The sequence below is a fragment of the Microcystis sp. M113S1 genome (assembly GCF_020246945.1).
GTDB lineage: Bacteria > Cyanobacteriota > Cyanobacteriia > Cyanobacteriales > Microcystaceae > Microcystis.
In genome coordinates this window covers 1-22,008 of sequence record NZ_JADBSA010000141.1, presented here as the reverse complement: position 1 = coordinate 22,008, position 22,008 = coordinate 1, and the positions used below count along the sequence as shown (strand labels likewise).

At 42.9% G+C, this 22,008-nt stretch carries 17 protein-coding genes and 1 tRNA gene; 4 read left to right on the top strand and 14 right to left on the bottom strand.

Annotated elements, in window-relative coordinates; genetic code table 11:
- Positions 1-340: 340 nt before the first annotated feature.
- The 5 genes from IM319_RS07250 to IM319_RS07230 form a co-directional block, all read right to left on the bottom strand.
- Complete coding sequence (locus tag IM319_RS07250; RefSeq protein WP_287735139.1) at positions 341-1,690, bottom strand: ABC transporter substrate-binding protein; 1,350 nt, start codon at positions 1,688-1,690, stop codon at positions 341-343.
- Between the two features lie 11 nt (positions 1,691-1,701).
- On the bottom strand, positions 1,702-2,421 hold the full coding sequence (locus IM319_RS07245) for a PspA/IM30 family protein (RefSeq protein WP_287735138.1): 720 nt from the start codon (positions 2,419-2,421) through the stop codon (positions 1,702-1,704).
- A 107-nt stretch (positions 2,422-2,528) separates the two neighbouring features.
- Positions 2,529-5,141: an ABC transporter substrate-binding protein gene (locus IM319_RS07240; protein ID WP_287735137.1), complete on the bottom strand. Its 2,613-nt coding sequence runs from the start codon at positions 5,139-5,141 to the stop codon at positions 2,529-2,531.
- Positions 5,142-5,173: 32 nt separating this feature from the next.
- Positions 5,174-6,538 (bottom strand): DUF1822 family protein, encoded by a 1,365-nt coding sequence (locus tag IM319_RS07235; RefSeq protein ID WP_287735136.1) that lies wholly within the window; start codon positions 6,536-6,538, stop codon positions 5,174-5,176.
- Positions 6,539-6,554: 16 nt separating this feature from the next.
- Positions 6,555-7,703, bottom strand: a complete 1,149-nt coding sequence (locus IM319_RS07230) for a sigma factor-like helix-turn-helix DNA-binding protein (protein ID WP_287735134.1) — start codon at positions 7,701-7,703, stop codon at positions 6,555-6,557.
- 244 nt (positions 7,704-7,947) lie between these two features.
- On the opposite strand from IM319_RS07230, the gene IM319_RS07225 reads away from it, so the two are divergent.
- The 3 genes from IM319_RS07225 (at position 7,948) to IM319_RS07215 (ending at position 10,859) form a co-directional block, all read left to right on the top strand.
- A complete protein-coding gene (locus IM319_RS07225; protein WP_287735132.1) occupies positions 7,948-9,042 on the top strand; it encodes a fatty acid desaturase family protein in 1,095 nt (364 codons plus the stop codon).
- Between the two features lie 173 nt (positions 9,043-9,215).
- Positions 9,216-9,749, top strand: coding sequence for a CDP-diacylglycerol--glycerol-3-phosphate 3-phosphatidyltransferase (gene pgsA, locus IM319_RS07220; protein WP_287735130.1), 534 nt, complete (start codon positions 9,216-9,218; stop codon positions 9,747-9,749).
- Between the two features lie 135 nt (positions 9,750-9,884).
- A complete protein-coding gene (locus IM319_RS07215; protein WP_287735128.1) occupies positions 9,885-10,859 on the top strand; it encodes a calcium-binding protein in 975 nt (324 codons plus the stop codon).
- A gap of 211 nt (positions 10,860-11,070) precedes the next feature.
- Here the strand turns inward: IM319_RS07215 and IM319_RS07210 are convergent, their stop codons facing one another.
- From IM319_RS07210 to rpmG, 9 genes are all read right to left on the bottom strand, one after another.
- Entirely contained in the window at positions 11,071-13,320 is a 2,250-nt protein-coding gene (locus IM319_RS07210; RefSeq protein WP_287735126.1) for a PBP1A family penicillin-binding protein, read from the bottom strand.
- 183 nt (positions 13,321-13,503) lie between these two features.
- Complete coding sequence (gene ilvN, locus IM319_RS07205) at positions 13,504-14,028, bottom strand: acetolactate synthase small subunit (RefSeq protein WP_002732118.1); 525 nt, start codon at positions 14,026-14,028, stop codon at positions 13,504-13,506.
- Between the two features lie 114 nt (positions 14,029-14,142).
- A complete protein-coding gene (locus tag IM319_RS07200) occupies positions 14,143-14,757 on the bottom strand; it encodes a hypothetical protein (RefSeq protein WP_286826055.1) in 615 nt (204 codons plus the stop codon).
- A gap of 253 nt (positions 14,758-15,010) precedes the next feature.
- Entirely contained in the window at positions 15,011-15,628 is a 618-nt protein-coding gene (locus tag IM319_RS07195) for a flavin prenyltransferase UbiX (RefSeq protein WP_286826054.1), read from the bottom strand.
- Positions 15,612-16,355, bottom strand: a complete 744-nt coding sequence (locus IM319_RS07190) for a HEAT repeat domain-containing protein (protein ID WP_287077624.1) — start codon at positions 16,353-16,355, stop codon at positions 15,612-15,614. Before IM319_RS07190 ends, IM319_RS07195 begins: the two co-directional genes overlap by 17 nt.
- Positions 16,356-16,904: 549 nt before the next feature.
- Positions 16,905-16,977: transfer RNA gene (locus IM319_RS07185), tRNA-Phe, on the bottom strand.
- 76 nt (positions 16,978-17,053) lie between these two features.
- Complete coding sequence (locus IM319_RS07180; protein WP_287078486.1) at positions 17,054-19,282, bottom strand: GAF domain-containing protein; 2,229 nt, start codon at positions 19,280-19,282, stop codon at positions 17,054-17,056.
- A 474-nt stretch (positions 19,283-19,756) separates the two neighbouring features.
- Positions 19,757-19,972, bottom strand: coding sequence for a 30S ribosomal protein S18 (gene rpsR / locus IM319_RS07175; protein WP_002770735.1), 216 nt, complete (start codon positions 19,970-19,972; stop codon positions 19,757-19,759).
- Positions 19,973-20,012: 40 nt separating this feature from the next.
- A complete protein-coding gene (rpmG, locus tag IM319_RS07170; RefSeq protein WP_002734724.1) occupies positions 20,013-20,207 on the bottom strand; it encodes a 50S ribosomal protein L33 in 195 nt (64 codons plus the stop codon).
- A gap of 176 nt (positions 20,208-20,383) precedes the next feature.
- Between rpmG and IM319_RS07165 the strand changes: the two genes are divergently transcribed.
- On the top strand, positions 20,384-21,796 hold the full coding sequence (locus tag IM319_RS07165; protein ID WP_287735124.1) for a slr1306 family protein: 1,413 nt from the start codon (positions 20,384-20,386) through the stop codon (positions 21,794-21,796).
- Positions 21,797-22,008: the final 212 nt, after the last annotated feature.

Here is a 22,008-nt window from a genome sequence, read left to right as displayed (position 1 = left end):
TTCTTGGGCTGCCCATTTCTCCATTTTTTTGCTTACCTCCACCTTAATTCCTTCTTTCAAAACTATACCTATCAATCGTTTCCCCTTTTTTTAAGTTTCTTCTCTTTTTGTTAAGAAAGATCTGACTAATGGATAGCCTTAATAAGGGGGGTGCGGATGCCCCCTGCTCCCCTTAATAAGGGGGAATCTGACGATTTTTAAAACCTACCTACTTAGGCATATTTTAACATATTAGCTATTCATTTCTTACTCAAAGTTGAATGTTAAAATAATCGTAATTTTTGAGACTTTTTGGGGGGAGAGTTGGCAACTCTCCCGACTGTGGTGGACTGGGGACTTTTTAAGGTAAAGCGACAAACTGCTCACCGGAGGGAGTCGATCGCACTTGAATTAACACCGGTTGACCGATGCGATCGCCAGTATTGGGATCAAAGCTAATTTTTCCGGTGGCTCCTGTTTGATGAAAATTGGCGGAACGCAGCCGGGATTGTAGGCCCTGACGTTGAGGATTTTCCCTTAAACCGGCAATAATCACCCGTGTAGCGTCAAAACTGGTAGCCGTGCGCCAACTAACCGGACCGCGCCACTGTTCCTGCATAAGATTGCCAAAAGTCTGGTTAAGCGAGGGGTGCCAGGGTGCGGCAAGGGTTAAACCTTGGGCGTTTTTGCCGCCATCTTCGAGGGTGCGAATATTGTAGAGGGTGGGACTACTAAACAGAGGCAAACGCTGACGATTGGAGCGAATGACCTCAAAAACGGGATCGAGGCGATCAACATGAGCGACGACAAATAGGCCGTTAGCACCCCCAGAAATCGCCTGATTAAGGGCTTGATCGGCCTTAAAATTGGGGACACTCAGATCACAGACAATCGGCACAATTTGACCGCCTTTTTTCGCCACATTAGCCATCAACTCGTCTTTAAAGGAAACATTATCAGGAGCTTGAGAATCGTAGCAAAAAGCAATTTTCTGGACTTTAGCAATATTTACTATGTAATTTGCTAAGGTTTCCGTAATTTTGCCGTTAGAAGCCACCAGACGAAAGATATAATTTCCCGCACCGGAGAGATTATTGGCCAGGGAGGTGGGAGAAATCATCACCAAACCGCCTTTTTCGTAGATGGGAGCGGCGGCTAAACTGGCATCGGAGGCATTATGACCGATAACAGCGATAATATCGGGATTTTTGACTAATTCACTGGCTACCTCTTTCGATATCTGCGGCTGATTATCGTCATTAACCACGATAACCATCAGTTTTCTGCCGTTGATCCCTCCCTGTTGATTGATCTGGGTTTGTGCGCTGGCGACTCCTCGCAACATTTCTTGAGCGACGTTGGGATTAGTTGTCGCTGGCACAACAACGGCGATTTTGAAGGGATTTGAGCCAGTTTGCAGGTTACTGAGATAAATTATGCTTTCGGGATCGTTGGGACGTTGAGCGAGGGATTTTTGCAGGAGTTGCTCTGCTTCTTGGTGATCACCTTGAGCAATGGCAGCGATCGCTGATTCTTTGGCGGTGTTAGAATTAGTTTTGATTAGGAGATGATTGCCATAACTCATGCGGGGATTATTATCGGCTTTTGGGGCAAATATTGCCGAGATTTGGGGAAAAAGAAACCAGCCGATCAAACCCAGTAAAACATAGAAAATTGGCGGTAAGCTCGCTTTTTTGCCAGTCTTTGTCATCGCTTTACTCCTTAACTTTGCTGATTTAATTCAGCTAAACGGCGGTTAATTTCGTCATCAAGGCTTAAGAAATCGATTTCTTGAGCTAATTTCTCGCTATAGTTCTCGCTTAATTCACTATAGACGTTTTCTTTGCGATAACGGTCTTTAATCGCTTCATTGGCATCCTCAAAGCGATCGCGGGAGGTATTGAGGTTGAGACTACTATCAAATTCGTTTATTTTGCCTAAAGCCTCATTCATGGAACTAATCGCTTTTAAGTTGCTCATTTCTAACTTATAATGCTCGATTTTTTCCTGCTCTTTGCGAAGTTTTTCCTTAGCAGCAATGACCACTTTTTCGGCATTATCGACCCGATCTTTCATGGCGGGTAGAATTTTTTCTAGGGAGAGAACCTTAACCATGGCCAGTCTTGCCGCTTCTTGAAGACCTTTTTTTTGAGCGGTGACAGCCTGCTGCAAGTAGTTTGTGTGTTCCTGTTTTTTTGCCTCGTATTGTGCTTGAGCCGACTGCTGGGCTGCTACTACTTTCGCCACCGATTCTGTTAATTCCGCTAGGGATTTTTGCATCGATTCTAGGGATTCTTTGGCCGATTCTACGGCAATTTTGCCGCCGGATTCGATGGGAATACCCCACAACCAATTCCAGATCGCAACGAGAGAATTTCCGGCCTTATCACCGATCAGCCAAAAAATCAAGGCTCTTGGGTTTAATTTTTTGAACAATTTCATGCCGTTTGTCTCCTAGAGGTGTTACCTGTTAATTAGGAGTGATGGCTAACTTTGATGCAGTGGGTAAGGTTAATTTTTGTAAAAAGTCTTGACAAGGATAGGGAGGTTTAGACTGGACCGGCAGATTTAATGGGAGCGAGGGGGACAAATTGACCCTTTTTGACCTGTAGAATCAAGTAGCGGCGATCATCAGGATTATTATTCATGTTGCGGACACCATTCTCATCGAATCTAACAGTGCCAGTCATTCCTTCGATAGAAAAATCGTTTCTTAAAACTTGATTTAATAATTCTCGATCGAATTTTTGTCCTTGTTGGTATAACTTTCGCAAAGCGGTGAGGATAACTTTGGTCGCATCGTAGGACATGGGAGTGCGCCAAACATTGATCTTATTTTGCCAAAAACTCTGGATATAATTATCTTGTTTGAGATCATACCAAGGCACGGTGATAACTAAATTTTCTACTCCTTGTTTACCTTCTACAAGGGTGAGATAACTTTGAAAAGTGGGGGAACCTAAAATCACTAAGTTTAACTTTTCTGCGGGACGTTGCTTAAAGATACTGACGGCTCTTTTCAGATCATTAACATAGGGAGCAACCATGAGAATATTTACTTGATATTGAGCAATTTTTTGATAAATTTCTTGTTTACCTAAATTAATTTTTGGTTCGATATTGCAGTCAAAATCTTCATCTTTAACAATTTTTTGAAACTGCTGACCGAGAAGAATGTTTCTATATTTTTTAGCGAAGTTAAAATTATCTCCAGAGCGATTGTCGTAACAAATTAAATTAGTGGGGTTTTGGATAATTAGCTTGTCAGTTTGTTGACGGATATATTCACTTAAGGTTGTGGCAAAAGTTTCCAGATCGGGAACCATTTTATATATATAGCCATTACCGGAGATTTTCGAGGAAAAGCTGGTGGGAGATAGGGCAACAATTTTCCCTTGTACATAGATATCTTTGGCCGCTTCACTAGCAGCAGAAGCATTATGACCAACCACTGCTATAATTGACGGATCTTTAACAAATTTTTCGGCTCGATCTTTGGCATCTGCGGCGCTATTATTATCATTAGCGACCACTACCTGTAGAAAGTGAAAATCGGGGTTTTTGGCCTGTTCATCGTTTAACTCCTGTTGGAATAAAGCAATACCTCGTAAAATTTCCTGAGCAATTTCTGGATTATTACCAAGAGGAACACTGGTGGCAATTTTTAAGGAATTTCTGTCTTGATAGGCCGCACGAGCGTTATTATAATAGATGCGAATCTCTGGATTATTGGGCAAGCGATCAAGGGATTTTTTAAAAAGCTGAATTGCTTGTTTATATTCTTTGTTTTTAAAAGCTTGTCTTCCCCGTTCAAGACTGTTATCTTGTCGATTTGTCTTTAATAATATTTCTTCACCTAAGCTAATTTCTGGGTATTTACTAGCATCATCGGAAAATACTCCTCCCCAATATAAAATTGATAAAGTTACCAGAAGACTTAAAATAAATAACAGAGCTTGTTTCCAGCGACTAGATAGACGTAAAGGCCAACTTTGCTCATGATTATTTTGGTGATTTTCCTCCGTATTTTCAGGGGGTAAAGGTAAAATTAACGGTGGTTCTTCAGGATTTTCTATCAAACGAGGCAGCAAAGAAGAACTAGCAGCATCCACCGCAAATGCGTGTAATTTTAAGTCTTGTCGAGCGATTGTTAAGGATTCTTGTAGGGATTTATGTCCAAGAAAATTGGGAAGAAAAACTTCTAGAAATCTCAAAGCAACCCGCACGGCGATCGGTTCTTTCATAACAATAATATGGGGTACTCCGATATTAGCCAACTGACGGCCAATACCTAAACCATCGCAGGAATTACAGATAACAAGTTTTAAGCCTTTTTTAACAGCTTTTTCTAGGGAATTTCTTAAGTTATGTTCTGGAGATAAAGCCGTATCATTATCAATGATAAAAACTCCATCTTGACCGTCACTACTGGTTTGACTATGACCTAAATAAACTACAATATCCCATGGATTTTTGATCAACTCATTGTGAATATTTATCGTTGAAAGAGGAGGGTCTGAACCAGGACTTAATATTTGCATAGAAACCTTATCTTGGTTTCCTAGTACCGTTTGCAAACTGGATAAACACAGGGAAGTATGCTTGTTTTCGATGTCAATATTGCCCAAAATTACTAAAACATTAATCGGATAAGTAAAAGTACGTTCTCTCGGGGGATCTATCTGGATAGTAAGAGCAATTTCCACATCGGGAAACCATTTGTGTAAAAAATTCCAAGACTCCCAGGGAATTTGTTGTAAATCAAAGTGGGTAGTTTGGATAAAAAATCTTACTTCTGACTCAGTACCTATATGGAACAAGATATGATTTTGTATCGAACTCAGAGAACTGGAATTTAGCCATTCATTTAAGCTATCTTTTAAAGTTTTAGTGGCTTTTTTGAGGTTGTCTCTAGGATCACCTACCGCTGCATGGGTGATCATGCTATGAGGAACGGTAATTCCTAAACTGGGTTGACTTTTTACCCAATGATAATAAGCTCGACGATAATTTTGCAAAGCGTCAGCAATGTCAAGGTTAGGGACTAATTTACCCTCGGTAAAAGGTGCTATCAAGAGATGATTGTCACGAATTTCTAGAGTGACGGAAAATCCCGTTTCAAAACTGCCATCACCAATTTTCAGAATCACAACTCTGCTCATGTCTCTACCCTTGACATTTTCTGCTATCTCTATTAAATCCTAAACTGTTCGATAATGCTACTATCCCCTAAACTTAGGTTAACATTAAAGCGATCGTCGGCATCAGCTAGAAAATAAAGTTGCAGATAGCTATCTAAGGGTTTCTCCCTTGCTATTGCTTGTAAACTGGGGATTAATTGGCCTATTTCATCGCTAATTTGCAAAGATAAACCGGGGGGTAGCTTGGCAAAATTGTCCATGGCATAGGCACGAATTAAGACAGCAATTCTCTGGTTACTGGTTGATAAAACTCCTACCATTAAAGCGATTTTATGTCCCATTAATTGACTACCCACATCGAGCATTTTACGGATAGCAGCATTGGGATAATGAGGATCGATATTCCAGAGATATTCGGCCGCTTGCCAGCGAATAGTTTCATCTTGGGTTTGATGTTGTAGTTTTGCTAAAGCTTCCTCTGGGGTTAAATGTTCCGAAAATTCCACCTCTTTTTGACTAGCATACAGTTGTCTAATTTCTCGCTGAATATCTGTCGGAGATTCTCGGCTGCTGATTTTTTCAGCAGCCAACAAAAAACCCGGATTAATTGGACGATAATTGTCGATAGTGCTGAGGATTTCCTGCCATTTCTCTGTAATAATTCCCTGCAACCATTGACTAAGTTTGGTGGGGATTACCTCTAAACGCTGCTGATAAAGTTTTTCTCGCCATTGCTGATTATTCAACAAAGCTAACCACTGCTGACAACTAATATCTAATCTCGGAGAATAGGGGGAAACTTGACCTAACTTTTTAATTAAATTTTCTGCTGTTGCTGGCGATAACTTTGCTAGAGATTCCAGTTTTCCTTTTTCACTCTCTCCCTCTAAACAACTCTGCCAAAGAATATCTAAATCATCAATAATTTGCTCACTTTCCAAATAATATTGATGGTAAATTGGATCGTATTCTGCCAGATTTTTAACATCTTTTCTGGATATAAAACCCCAGATATTGAGGAATTTTTCTGCTAAATCTACCTGCACCCCTAGATAAAAATCCGCCGCTAAATCGGGAATATCAACCCATTCTTGCTCTATTGTCAATCCCTCAATGTCAATAGTTTGACTGGGAATAGTAGTAACTTTTTTGTCTTGAATTTGCCAAGTAAAACCGTTAATAAACTCCCAAAGATACTGATGGTTTTCAGGTATTAGTTGAAGGGAACAATCAAGATTATCTTTCAGCCAATTGCTTAAGCATATTTGCACCAAGTAATTAATCAAAGCCTGATTTTTGGCGGTTTGATTCGAGTATTGACCGAGAATCGATCGAGCTTGCTTGATCTCTGTTTCCGAAAAAGTTAGCCAAAGGGATTTCGGGTTAATTTGTTGCAAAATATCGAGGTTGACTTTCATGGTATCTCCTAACAGATTAGATTTGAGTTAAGTAGGACTGACAAAAATATTCCAGATAAGCATCGATCTCTTGTTTTTGCCGAGATTGTAATTTAATCTCATTTAACAAACTAGGACAATCTTTGCCTTCCCTTGCACAGAGTAGCTGATAAAATTTTTTACATAATTGGGTTATTTCTCGACTAATAGTAGATGAGTGAACTCCCAATCGATTAGCGATCTGTGCTTGCGTCATCTTTTGATGATAGTAACAATAGACAATCTGTTTAACTTCCTCCTCTTGAGTGATCAGTAACTTCTTAATATCTTCCTGGATTTCTTGCTGTTGTAGTAAGTCTTGACTTTGCTTCTTGCTGGGGAGATTGTCCCAAAAGTAATTGCTATTATCGTCATAATTATTAGGCTCAAATTTAGAGTAAGGAGGATCGATATGATTACGCATTATCTCTCCTATTTGATTGAGTTTTGCTTGCACTTCCTCCACGGTGAGAATAACTTGCGGTTGTAACTGCTGTAGGCGATCGATTACTTGTTGCCAATCCTCCTCTTGCCACTTATCCAATGATCTAAGAGAAGCTTTTTTAACCTCTCGAAAACAGTTAAATATTAGCAGGTAATTCTCGGTAAAGATACCCGATGTTCGTAAAATTTTTTGAATTTTATTCGCACTAAAAAGACTGACTATACCGAGATTAGTCCTGCCAATAGTTTTATACTCTCCTCGCAGGAAATTATAGAGAGTATTTCTCAATTTTTTATCTGTCCATTTTTCTAAGATTAAGCGAAAAAATCCCGGTTTGGTCTTGTTATCCTGAAAATTACCGTAAAAATTGCTAGGATTATTGATAATTGCCGTGGCAAGCAAATTCAGCAAATAGTAGAATAGGGTTTCATAATCAGCATCGATCCGATGGCCAACATTTTGATAGACCCTTTGAGTTACCATAGAGGAGCGATATTGTAAAAAAACCATCCAATGGGACTTGACTAATTGGTTATTAGGGTCATTCTGTAACCATTGCCACAGAGCAAAATACACCGCTTCATCATTGGCCACGCTTCCAGCGATCGCATCGATCGATTTTCTTAATTGTGGCACTTCGCACCAGAAAACTCGATCGCCTTCAATGGCTTTAATAGTAGTATAAAAGTACCTAACGCTCATTTCTATCACCGGCTACAGGTATCTGATATCTGATTAGGTAAAAACCGAGGATTTTCTGCAAGAGTAGCCAATAAATTGAGCGATTCCCTTGCCAAGCGCACCTCTTTCTCTGACAATAGATGAGGGACTGATGAGAAATTATCAGTTATGCTGAGACAGCCTTAGCAAACCAGTAAAAGACTCATAAATTAACTCTGAGCTGCCACAAATTGCTGTCATATCAACTTCTAGGACAAAAATAGGAATGCGAGTAACTTTTACCGAAAATCAGGGTTTTAGAAAGGAATTGAATAAACGGGTTGATGCTTATTTTACCGAAAACGGCATCCCCACCAGAGATAATTTTGCCATGTACCTGAAGACGATCACGATTTTAACTTGGGTGATTGCCGCTTGGCTATTTGTACTTTTTGGTCCGGATATCTGGTGGCTAAAAATTATCGGTTGTCTGGTTTTAGGAGGAGGATTAGCAGGGATTGGTTTTAGCATTGGTCATGATGCTAACCATGGCGGCTATTCTAGTAAAAAATGGGTTAATTCTCTCCTTGGCATGAGCTACGATTATATCATCGGTACTTCCGGTTATCTCTGGCGTTTTCGTCATAATTATCTCCATCATACCTACACCAATGTTTTAGGATACGATGTGGAAATTCACGGCGATGGTGTCGTGCGAATGACTCCCCATGCCGAGCATAAATGGTATCATCGTTATCAACATTTATTTATCCCGATTCTCTACGCTATAATTCCTATATATTGGTCATTCTCCGATGTGCGATCTATCCTCTTTTGTAATCGTTTTGGCGAGATTAAAATTCCCAATCCTAAAGCGATCGATCTATTCGTTTTATTGAGCGGAAAATTTGTTTATCTCTTCTGGTTTATTGGCATTCCTCTCTTAGTTGGTTATAGTCCCCTAGAAATAGCGATCGGTTTTCTCATTGTTTTTATGACCTATGGAGTGCTTGCCTGTCATGTATTTATGTTAGCTCACGTTTTGGAACCCGCCGAATTTATTCAACCCTCGGCAGCTAACCAAATCGAAGACGAATGGGCAATATTTCAAGTGCGAACTACCGTAGATTTTGCACCTAAAAATGTCTTTTTAAATTGGTATTTAGGGGGATTAAATTATCAAGTCGTTCACCATCTTTTCCCGCAAATTTGCCATATTCACTACCCTAAAATTGCCCCAATTTTAGCGGAAGTTTGCCAAGAATTTGGCGTTAATTATGCCGTTTATCCCACCTTCTGGGGGGCTTTAGCTTATAATTATCGTTGGCTCAGACAATTAGGCAATAAACAAAGTAATTTTGATCTCAAATTAGCCAGCTAAAATCAGTTATCAGTTATCAGTTATCAGTTATCAGTTATCAGTTATCAGATGTAAGTTATCAGATGTAAGTTATCAGATGTAAGTTTTAAGTTAATTAGTTAGTTAGTTATCTTTATCTTTATACCTGCTCACTGTTTACTGCTCACTGTTTACTGCTCACTGTTTACTGAAAAATGAACCTACCCAACTCGATTACCCTATCGCGACTCTTGGGACTGCCATTAATTTTATACTGGTTGCACCAAGGCACAGAAATCGATCGCTGGTTAAGTTTAATTATCTTTCTGATTGCCGCCAGCACCGATTGGCTCGATGGTTATCTAGCGCGAAAATTCAATCAAATCACCGAATTAGGTAAATTTCTCGATCCTTTGGTCGATAAATTGCTGGTTCTCGCTCCCCTCTTAGCTCTGATTGAAATGGATTTAATTGCTGCTTGGGGAGTATTTTTGATTCTTGCTCGCGAATTAGCGATCGCTGGTTGGCGGATTAATCCGAATTTAACGGGAAATAGCGACATAAAAGGGGCTAATTGGTGGGGAAAAAGCAAAACAGTCAGCCAAATTGTCGCTATCGCTCTCTTAATTGCTCCCTTGCCTTCAGAATATAATTTAATTGCTCAGGTGGCTTTTTGGCTATCGGTGACATTAACTTTAATTTCTGGCGTGATTTACGTCACACCCAGCCGAAAATTAACCCAAAATTGATAAAAACTTGACCATTAACAACAATTCAGAAAACAAGCCCAGAAAAAAAGGTTGCATTTTTTTCTTGGTATATAATAATTGGGGAGAAGATTGTCAAAATCCTCAAGTACAAACATATCATTCAAAGAAAAAACTATGGCCGGCACTATCACTATCTCTGCTCAGACTGGCTCCACCACGAGTTATACCGTCGATGCTTCAATGATCACAACTCTGTCAGCTTTTTGGAAGTTATCCTCGGTAAATACCGACCTAGCCGTTTCCATCCCTACCACAGTCACCGGTAGAAATCTTACTGCTTTAGGTCGATTTACGGGTTCTGGCACTTTTTCCACTTGGAGACTTCGCAACGGATTCGGTCAGTCTGACGTAGCGAGTGCTAACCTCACTGGTTATAAAAGCACCCCCCCTTTTTCACAAAATTATTTTCTTCCTGGCGGAACTGACACTTTCGTCGCTTCTGCTTTTTTAGGAACCCATATCCTCGACTTTGGTGGTGGTCAAAGGTTTACTAAAGCAGAAAACACGGCTTCTTCCAGTGACGATATTGCCATGATTGGTAACATGAGTAGCTTCGTCCTTAGAGGTGCAAATGGTAACGATACCCTAACCGGTAGCGGTCTGGACGATACCCTATTCGGTTCCGGTGGAAACGATTCCCTGACCGGTGGTTCGGGGAATGATAGCCTAGATGGTGGCGACGGTAACGATACCCTAAATGGTAATAATGGTACGGATACCCTAATTGGTGGCGCGGGAGCGGATAGCCTAATTGGTGGCGCGGGAGCGGATAGCCTAATTGGTGGCGCTGGTGCTGACCGTTTTGCTTACACTGCTACCAATCAGGGCGTTGACACCATCACCGATTTTACCATCGCTGACGGTGATCTTCTGGCATTTACAAGCGCTCAATTCGGTGGATTGCCTCTCGGTACTTTGGCTTCTAACCAATTAGCAGCAGTCGAAAATAACATTGCCAGATTTATCTACAATCCTGGTACTGGCCTTTTACAGTATGACTCAAACCTTGCCGCTACTGGTAGTCTGCTCGGAATCGCAACCCTTACTGGTACGCCAGCTATCACCAATAATCAGATTGTCATTGTCTAATCTATCCCTGTCCCTCCCCTGCGCTGGGTTGGGCAGTGGTGGGTTTTTGGGGTAAAATCAAGCCACCAGAAATAGTCTCTGCGGGTGTGTTAGCTAGGGCTAGGACACCCTTATTACTTTAAAGCAGTTATCTTAATAGTGAGGTACAAAGTCTCTGGTTTTAGGGAACTCTGGAATAGGCAACGGGAACAGTAGCTTAGTCCTATTGGGATTAGTTTGGTGTAGTGATTAACTGACGGTGATAATCGCCCCATAACTTGGCTGCCTGTTGACTGCTGCCCGCAGTGGGAGAATTATTATCATTACCCAACCAAATGCCTGTCACCCAGTCGCGAGGGGGAAGATAACCGATAAACCAAAGGTCCACATAATTATTCGTAGTTCCCGTTTTACCCGCTTCTCCCATGCCAATACTGGCAGCGCCTCCTGTACCATTAGTTATCACCCCCCGCAATAGGCTATTCATCGTCTCGGCGGTTTTAGGGGAGATTACCTGCTGATTTCTATCGCTATCGTCGCCATAGTCATAAATAACCCGACAAGTACTCAAATCCTCCACATTTTTACAGTCGGAAGCGTCGAGAATGCGTTTAATGGCGTGGGGACGATTCCAGCGCCCGCCATGGTCAAAAACTGCATAAGCACCGGTCATTTCCAAGACATTTACCTCGCTTTGCCCTAAAATTAGCCCTGGTACAGGATTTAAAGGTGATTTGACCCCCAAACGTTCCGCCACATTGACCACATTACTTAATCCTGCCTCGCGAGCAATGCGAAGGGCGACACTATTTTCCGATCGCGCTAAACCTTGAAACATATTGACCCCCCCGCTACTACGTTCACAGGGAGAATAGGCTTGTCCTTGCCAAGAGAGTCCAGCGCAGGTATAGGTTTTATAGGGCGATATTCCCTTTTCCAAGGCGGCAGCATAAGCAAATACCTTAAAAGTGGAACCAGGTTGACGTTTAGCTTGGACAGCGCGGTTAAATTGACTTTTTTGATAATCAACTCCCCCGACTAAAGCGAGAATTTCCCCAGTTTGACCGTTTAAGGTAACTAAAGCCCCTTGGGAGTAACGATAGCGGGGTCCTTGGTTTAAGACATTATTTTTTAAGCTTTTTTCTGCGATCGCTTGCATTCGGCGGTCTAAACTGGTTTCAACGATAAAATTGCCCTCTTTAGCCACTTCTTCCCCTAAAAGGTTCTCTAATTCCTCGAAAACGTAACTATAAAAATATGGTGCAATTGTACTAGATAGGGATTTTTTGGCTTGGGGACTGATTTCAATGCGGGATCTGCGGGCGCTGGCCGCCGCTTCTGGGGAAATCATCCTTAATTCGGCCATGCGATCGATGACAAGATTGCGATTTTTTACAGAAGTGTCGTAATCTTGAATGGGATTAAATCGATTCGGGGCGGGTAACATAGCCACAAGAGTAGCAGCCTCGGAGATATCTAAATCTCTAGCGGATTTATCGAAATAAAAGCGGGCCGCATCTTCAAAACCGTAACCGGCCAGACCGAGATAAACTCGATTGAGATAGGTTTTGAGAATTGTATCCTTACTATAGACCGCTTCTAATTGTAAAGCGACCACAGCCTCCCGGAGTTTGCGATCGGCAGTATTTTGGCGACCGACTTCGGGGAATAAACTACGCGCTAACTGTTGAGTCAGGGTACTGGCCCCTTGACGGCCCCGACCTTGCCAATTAATCTTAATTGCCCGGACAATCCCCAAAGGATCAACGCCAAAATGCCAGTAAAAACGACTATCTTCGGAAGCGACAACCGCCTTGGTCAAATAGGGAGAAAAATCGCCCAGATTATCTAATTCTCGGTGAGTTTCCTGTCGCATGGGATTGAGGGGAGTTTGACCATCCCTAGGGTAAACCACCACCGGACCGCTCACCCCAGAAGGGAGTGGATAAACATTAACTTTGCGACTTTCCCAGATAATCCCTAGAACTAATAAACCGAAAATACCACCCGCACCATAGAAACCATAGCGCAAAAGTCGCGCCCACAGGGGAGGGGGACAGTAATAGGAGATGGTGACACAATTGGCTAAGTCTGGGGGGGCCAGGGTAAAGGTATCACCATGACGCAGGGAAACGCTTTCCAGACGACGTTTACCCATATAAACCCCGTTAGTGGAGTTTTCATCTGTGAGCAGGAAATGATGGGGATTTTTTGGGTCACGCTGCAGGGAACAATGAATCTGACTCACCATGGTGTTACGGATAGTAATATCACAGGAACTGGAATTACGACCCAAAAAATAGCGATCGCCGATAAGGGGATATTTGCTTTCCCCGCTGCCATTCTCGTTTTTCAGGCGTAATTCGGGAACCCTCGCCCCTTTTTTGAGATTTACCGCCTGAAAATTCACCTTTCCTTGCAATTTCTGCACGGCAACGGTGACAAGTTGACTAATTTGGGTTTTCGGCGACTGCTTAGACATAGTTTTTATCAGGGGATGGGGGATGGGGGATGGGGGATGGGGGATGGGGGATGGGGAATGGGGGATGGGGAATGGGGGATGGTGAAATGGGGAATTTCAACTAAAACCCTAACATCCTAAAACCCTAAAACCCCAACACCCTAACACCCTAAAACCCCAATTCCCAATTCATACCCAATATCCCTAAATTGACATTTTAGCCTCTAAAGCTTTGAGGTATTCCGTATTGACTCCCGACTCGCGAATCAGAGCAATTTTACCGGTACGGGCCACCTCGCGAACGCCAAATTTATTCAGCATCTGCATAATCGCCACCATTTTACCCGGATCCCCCACCACTTCGATGGTCAGGGTTTCCTCGGAAATATCCACAATCCGCGCTCGGAATACCTGCGCTAATTCGATCACTTCGGCCCGGCGCTCGGCGGTAGCATTAACTTTAATCAGCATTAATTCCCTTTCCACACAAGGGGTTTGGGTGATATCCTGCACCTTGAGGACGTTAATTAATTTGTAAAGTTGTTTGGTTAACTGTTCGATGCTGTCCTCGTCTCCCGGTACTACCATCGTAATCCGAGAAACTCCCATCTGTTCGGCCGGACCCACGGCCAGACTTTCAATATTAAAGCCGCGACGGGCGAATAATCCAGCAATACGGGTTAAAACTCCCGCTTCATCTTCAACTAATACGGATAATGTGTGTTTCATGGCGCTCTGTCTACACAACCTAGATTTAACCATTTTGACACTCCCCGCTCTAAAGAGACGGGGATTCTTGGTTCACAGAGATTACTTGCTTAGACAGAATTGCTTCTGTCAAAGTTAAATCCACTCTTCTTCATCCGCTTTGTTTACCTCCCGATCTTCGTTTTGATCTTGGGCAGGGGGCGTAATAATCCGATAATTGACATCGTAAACTTGATCGGCCTTTTCCCCGCGACTCTGTTTGGCTGTGCGGTAACTATAGGAATAAACCGAGTCAGTTTGAGAACTGTCCTGTGGAGGCTTGACAAAATTCGTTTTTTCCCCATCAGCAACCCTAGGCGGGAATTCTTCCCGATCCTGAATGGTAGTCGGTTTTTCGGGGGGTGCATCAAAATTCCAATCATCACCGCTATCTCTTTCCCAATCGTTACCCGGTGGAGACGCAGCAGAATCTTGAATATAGGTAGGTCGGGGAGATGGGGGTGAGACTTTAGGATTATTGGCTATAGGAGGGGAGGCTTTTGGGGCAGCCAAAGGACGACCAAAACTATAGAGAAATTGCAGGGTTAAACCACTGATAATTCCCGCTAGGGTGAAAAGTAACACCCAGACAGCTAGGGGCAGTTTTACCGTCATAATACCGCCAAAAAAGACCAAAGTGATCACCCCCAGATTCTGCCAGATCAGTAATCCGCCCACAGCGATCGCAAATAAGACCATAATCCAGCCCATTTTTACCTCCCTTGATTCAGTGATCAGTGATCAGTAAACAGTAATCAGTAAACAGTAAACAGGTACAAAGATAAAGATAACTAACTAACTAATTAACTTAAAACTTACATCTGATAACTTACATCTGATAACTTACATCTGATAACTTACATCTGATAACTTACATCTGATAACTTACATCTGATAACTTACATCTGATAACTGATAACTTACATCTGATAACTGATAACTGATAACTGATAACTGATAACTGTTAATGTCCTTGCCAGCGATTAATGGCCACACAATCGATATCTAACTGATCGAGAGTACGAGCGATGACAAAATCGACCAAATCCTCGATCGATTGGGGATGGTGATACCATGCCGGTATTGCCGGCACAATTCTAACGCCCGCCTCGGCTAAAGTGGTTAAATTACGCAGATGAATTAAACTAAAGGGGGTTTCTCGCGGCACTACCACCAATTTTCTGCCCTCCTTAATCTGTACATCGGCCGCCCTTTCTAGCAAATCGGAACTTAATCCCCCCGCTAATTTGGCCACTGTACTCATGCTACAGGGAATAATTACCATACCAAGGGTGCGATAGGAACCACTGGCGATCGTTGCCCCCACATCACCCCAACGATGACAGCGTAATTTTCCCCCTTCCATCACCCCGCATTGGCTGCGCCAAAATTGTTCTTGCAGATCCGGTTCTGGAGGCATCCGCACATTATCTTCCGCTTGCCAGACAGTGTAAGCTGATTTGGAGGCCACTAAATCGATCGTGTAGTCGGCTAAAAGTAGATATTTGAGAGTACGGACGGCATAAATCAGCCCTGATGCCCCCGTAACGCCCAAAATTAGCGGTTTAGATAATTCCTTCAAGCTCTAATTCCTCGATCAATTGTAATCCTCTCGGGTCGCCCACTTTTAATAAAGCACCCCTAGCATCTTCCTTGACACCTAAATCTTCATCTTCCACCAAGGCCTCGATCAAAGCATCGATCGCCGTGGCATAAATAACATTTAAGGGCAATTCTCGGCATAATTGACCGATCGACCAAGCGCAATTACTCCGCACCGCCGCGATTAAATCTCGGCGCAATCCTTCAATTAAAGGCGGCAAGACGGTGATGATATCTTCATAATTGACCTTGGCAATCTGGGCCAAACTACTGGCAGCCCATAATCGCACCGCCGAAATATCGGTTTTGAGAGCATGAACCAAAGGCTCGATCGCTCTGCGATCGCCACAGTTGCCCAGGGCCCAAACTACCCCTTTTCTGACGTAACCATTCCAATCTCTGGCCAGTAGATCGATTAAAGGCTCCACGGCGCTAAGACTGGGATTTCTGCCCAAAGCGTAGGCGACACTGACACGCACTAGGGGACAGACATCGCTTAACATCTCTAGTAAGGGGGCGATCGCTCTTTCGTCACGCAATTCACAAAAGGCGCGAGCGGCGATCATTCTCTCGCTCACATGAGCAGAAGTCAGCAATGAGAGCATTTCCTCTGGATCGGGGGGGATTTCCGCTGCTATGTCCGGATCGCTCCCATCGAGAGGATTATTTAAGGAGTTGTTAGAGTCTAGGATTTCATTATCGTACATACTTGTTAGATTATCTTAATCCGTGACCGCTTACGTCAAGCCAAAAATCAAAAAGTAGTTGCGGGTTGGGGAGACTTTTCAGTGATCAGTAATCAGCCATCAGTAATCAGTGAACTGAAGGCAAGAGGCAACAGGCAACAGGCAACAGGCAAAAGAAAGAATCTGGCAATTCTCCTACCTAGGGTCTGCGGCAAAAAGTTTTTCGGTGGGGGTTGGGGGTTGGGGGTTGGGGGATGGGGGATGGGGGATGGGTTTTACCGATTTTCAGGTGGTCAACTACCTAATTTTCAGGGAAAAAGTACCGGAATTTTCCCCCTGATCACTCCCATGCCTGGTACTTTTTGATTGACAAAAAGTCTAAAAGTCTTACCCAACAAGGTTTTTAGATTTATTCAGCAGACCCTACCTAAAAAGAAGGTTAGAAACTAAGTACATCAAAGCTTTCAGCTTACCAAATTAGGTTACACTTCATCTTGACGAGAAAGGCTACATTTACAAAACCTAGCAGAATAGGAAGTAAATACAGGGTAAATTTTATTGTTTTTCTGATGCCAAGACGCGGATTTGAACCGCGGACACGAGGATTTTCAGTCCTCTGCTCTACCAACTGAGCTATCTCGGCGTTTTTCAGTCCTTTCTCAATATAGCACCCTCTCTAAATAATTGCAAGGTTTTTTTCTAAAAAGTTTTCTGCTCGACTAGATTGGCAAGGTGAGGGTAAAAGTGGTGACAGCGTTGGCGCTGGTGACATCAATGGTGGCATTCAGGGGTTTAATCAGTTTGCAGACCAAAGCTAAACCTAAACCGGTACCACTGTAGCGCCAGGGATCGTGGTTAGGAATGCGATAAAAAGGGGCAAATATTCTTGATAATTCCTCTGGGGCGATTTCTACACCCCCATTGCTCACACTAATTAATATTTGCTCGCCCGCACGCCTGACATTTACCCTAATTATTCCTCGTTCTGGGGTATATTTAGAAGCATTGGTCAGTAATTCCGCTATGATGCGCTCGATAGCGCACAGACTGGTGTTAATCTCCGGTATATCCCCATCTATATCTAAAATTAACTGCTGTTGTCGCTCGCGGGTGAGATGACGAAAAGGTTCCACTAATAAGGGTAGCCACGAAAGTAAGTCGATTGCTTCGATCGCCGGGGGTTCGGTTTCGGCATCCAGATAGGTTAAAGTCAAGAGATCATTAACTAACTTACTCTGACGTTGAGATTCAATGTTAAGAATTTGCAACAGTTGACCGATCGAATCCTGTGGATCAATCTCGATCCCTTGATATTCTAGGAGACTTTCCAGGGTTTCCACCGCTAGACGAATGCTGGTAATCGGGGTTCGCAGTTCATGGGAAAGGGTTTTCAGGAATTCGCTTTTTAATCTTTCCAGTTTTTCTAATTCCCGCACTTGTGCTTGGGAAGATTCGTAAAGTCGCGCCTGTCGAATAGCGATCGCACATTCGGCGGCAATATGTTGAATCAAATTAGTTTCTAAGGAGTTAAAAATCTGATTAGCTGGTCGAATTAGCCAAAGATTGCCCAAAAAACCCTGATCGTCAAAGATAGGACAAGCACAACGGTTAACACGACCAATTTGCGGATTGCCAAGGGGAAGACGATCAACAAATTGTAAAATTTGTTTTTGCAGCAGCGGTTGATAGATTTCGGGAAAATCGCTAATTTGACGGGTAATTCCCTGACAGATAAGCTTTTGAGTGGTATATTCGTGGACAATAGTGGCTTTGCTGCGACTGGGATCGTAAAGCTCAATTTGGGCGCGTTCTACGGGTAAAACCTGGACTAATTCCCTAGTGGTGGTTTGCAGAATATGATTTTCATCGAGACTATCGCGAATTTTTTCGGTAATCCGTCCGATTAATGCTTCATACTTCAAACTCATCTGCAATTCGGCGGTTCTTTGCTGAACCTCCGATTCTAGGGCAGTATTCAAGCATTTTACCCGTTGGTGCAGTTCTGCTTGTTGAATGGCAATTCCCACTTGAATGGCTAATTGTTTGAGCAGATCGATTTCTTGGGATTGCCAAGAGCGAGTTTTTTGGCAATTTTGGGCAATTAGTAACCCCCAGAGTTGGTTATCGCAGATAATTGGCACCACCAAGTTAGCCTGTACTTGCAAAGAGGTGAGTAGGCTGCGATAACAGGGATCAAGTCCCGAATTATGGACATTTTCAATAACTTGAATTCTCCCGCGACGATAATTTTCCAGACGTTCTGGGGATAAATTAAAACAGGGATCCTGTATCCTGTTTCCTAAGACAGAATTAATCCTCGGGGTATGGGATTCCACCACAATCATGCCACTATGATCGGGGAATAAACGATAAATTAACACTCGATCGCAGTTGAGAAATTGTCGCACTTCTTTAACGGTTCTTTGCAGAATGCGATCAAGATCCAATGATTGCCGGATTCTTTCCTGCATTACCCCCAGCAGTTGTTCTCGTTCTGCTTGCAATCTTAAAGCTTCTTCGGCCTGTTTGCGTTCGGTGATATTGGTGCTGGTTCCCACTAAACGATAGATGCGCGCATTGTTATCCCGTAGGGGTGTTAAAGTTGTTAGCCACCAGTAGGGTATATTTTGAAAAGGTAAATACTGTTCGTAGGAAATAGTTGTTCCGTAACGTACACAATCACTATAGTGTTGCCGCACACTACGCGCATCATCGGGGGGAAGGATTTGTTCGGGAGTTTTGCCTTTAATATCTGATGAGCGCAGTCCTGTCCAGCGTTCATGAACGGGGTTTGCTCCCACATAGCGAAAATCTCTATTTTCCAGCACGTCCACTACAAAAATCGACGCTTGCACGGAATTAAATATACTACGCAGAAACTGCTCGGAATCCTCCTCTTGTAGCTGTCCATCTAACTCGGTCTCGATTGCTGATGGCTGCTTTTCCATAAGAGCCTCCCATTGTGCTAATTGGTGGATTTGGATCGATAATCACAAAATCGTTGGCTACTCCTAGAGCGATTTAACAATTTCTTAAGATTCTCGCACGAATTTTCCTATCCGCTGCCGATTCTGATATATTTCTTTGCAAAAACGAGAAAGCAACCCCAATATACTGAGATCGCTTATCAGTTATGAGTGATCAGGTTTAAGTTTTAAGTTAAGTAGCTAGACACAATTAATTACACATATTGTATGAGTGCCTATCCTCACCAAGAAGTTAATTTTGTCCTATTACTTATCAGAGTTCAATTACAGCGTTTCTCATCAAGATGACGCATGACCTAATTTGGTATCGACGACCGGCTCTCCAAAAGGAGAACTTCCTACCTCACCATTTAAGATAACTGCTGTAATTAGTTAACTATATATGTTATTTTCAGTAATCACTGTTCACTGATTACTGATTACTGATCACTGAATTTAGGCTTCTTGGTTGACAAAAGGTAATAAAGCCATTAAACGGGCCCGTTTCACCGCTTCTGTTAAATCTCGCTGTTGTTTAGAAGTTAAACCGGTGATACGTCTAGGCAGAATTTTGCCGCGTTCGGTGATGAATTTGCGGAGGAGTTCGGTGTCTTTGTAGTCAATCGGTTGACTGGGGGAGATGGGAGAGAGACGTTTACGATAGTAGCTCATAGATTTGTAAAGATTACTTGACTTTTTAACTAAAGTGTGCTTACTTAATTTCCTTGTGGACGGTGTGCTTATTGCAGTGGGGACAGTATTTCTTGATTTCCAGTCTGCCGGTGGTATTGCGACGGTTTTTGCTGGTGGTGTAGCGAGAAACGCCGGGGGTACGCTTATCGGGATTACTGCGGCATTCCGTGCATTCTACAGTGATGATCAGGCGAACGCCTTTTTTACTAGCCATAACAACAGGGGATCGGGTAAATTTACACGCAATCGATCATTATGACATATCTAGGGCTTTTTAGGCAAGAGCGGCCGGGGCAACGCAGGGAATTGTCGGCTAAAAAGTTTGGCTTGGGATGAAATCCAGCACAAAAAAGCTAGAATAATCACAGCAGTTGGCGAGGATGAGGAAAAATGACGGTAAGATTGGGTAAACCGATTTTAGTGACGGGGATAGGCATTACCATCGCTTTCACCCTGGGGGAAACTCTCAATAGCAGACTGAGCGAAATCGGTTCCTGGGGTATTTTAGGTGCGTTTGTACTTGGTGCCGGTGTCTGGTTTTGGCAAAAACCCAACTCGAAAATCGATTTTTCCCCCCCCACTCCCCTGAGTCTAGAAAAGGTTAAACAAGCGATTACCAAGGCCGAGCAGATAATTAATTATCTGGCCAAAGAAGACCCCAATCAAGACTTAACCCCACTTAAAACCACTTTAACCCAATTAAACCAAGAATTTAGTCGCCAAGACCTGAAAATTGCCATTACTGGTGCTAGAAAAACTGGTAAAACTGCCTTAAAAAAACTACTAGAAAGCGGCAACTTTGGAGAATCTATCGCTTTTCTGGAAACGGAACCCCTTCTGACTCTCGACTGCACCGCTAACCAGAAAAAAGACCTAGCAGCCGACTTAGTTTTGTATCTGATCAATGGGGATTTAAGCGATTCCGAATGGCAAATCCTCCAGCAATTCGATCGAATGCACCAGCGTGTTATCCTGTTACTCAATAAACAGGATCGTTTACCCGTCGAAACCAGAGAAGAAATTCTCCTTTCCCTAAAACAAAGACTGAAAGAAACTATTCCTGCTCATCATATTTTAGCCATAGCCGCTGCCCCTGAACCCCTAAAAGTTCGTCAACATCAAAGCAATGGAGAAATCAAGGAATGGACGGAAACCCAAACGGTAGTTATCGATCCTTTAGGTAATCATCTCCAACAAATTATCGAGCGAGAAAGGTCCGAATTAGTTCTGGGAACTATCTGGAGACAAGCGCTAGAATTAGAAAAGGAAACCAAACAATTACTTAATCAATCCCGACGCAAAAAGGCTTTACCTGTTATCGAACAATACCAATGGATAGCCGCTACTGCCACTTTTGCTAATCCTCTTGCGGCCCTAGATTTAGTTTTAGCGGCAGCCACTAACGCTCAAATGTTAGTGGATTTAGGGGCAATTTATCAACAAAAAATGTCCCTTGAACAAGCAAAAACAGCCATGACTACCCTGGGGAAAATGATGATACAATTGGGCATGGTAGAAGTGACCACCCAGGCATTAGGAACGATTCTCAAGGGAAATGCGATTACTTATATTGCCGGTGGTACAGTGCAGGGAATTGGAGCAGCCTATCTAACTCGTTTAGCTGGTTTAAGTTTAATTGAATATTTCCAAGAACAGGAAATTAACGAGCAGCTGAATAATGATTGGAATTGGACGAGTTTGCAGAATAAAGTTAAACAGGTCTGGGAACAAAATCAACGCCTAGCATTTTTACAGGATTTTGTCAAGCAAACGAGCGCTCGTTGGTCGGCATTTTCTGGTTAAAAACCCTAGTTAGGGTCTGCTGAAAAAGTTTTTCGGTGGGGGTTGGGGGTTGGGGGTTGGGGGTTGGGGGTTGGGGGATGGGTTTTACCGATTTTCAGGTGGTCAACTACCTAATTTTCAGGGAAAAAGTCCCGGAATTTTCCCCCTGATCACTCCCATGCCTGGTACTTTTTGATTGACAAAAAGTCTAAAAGTCTTACCCAACAAGGTTT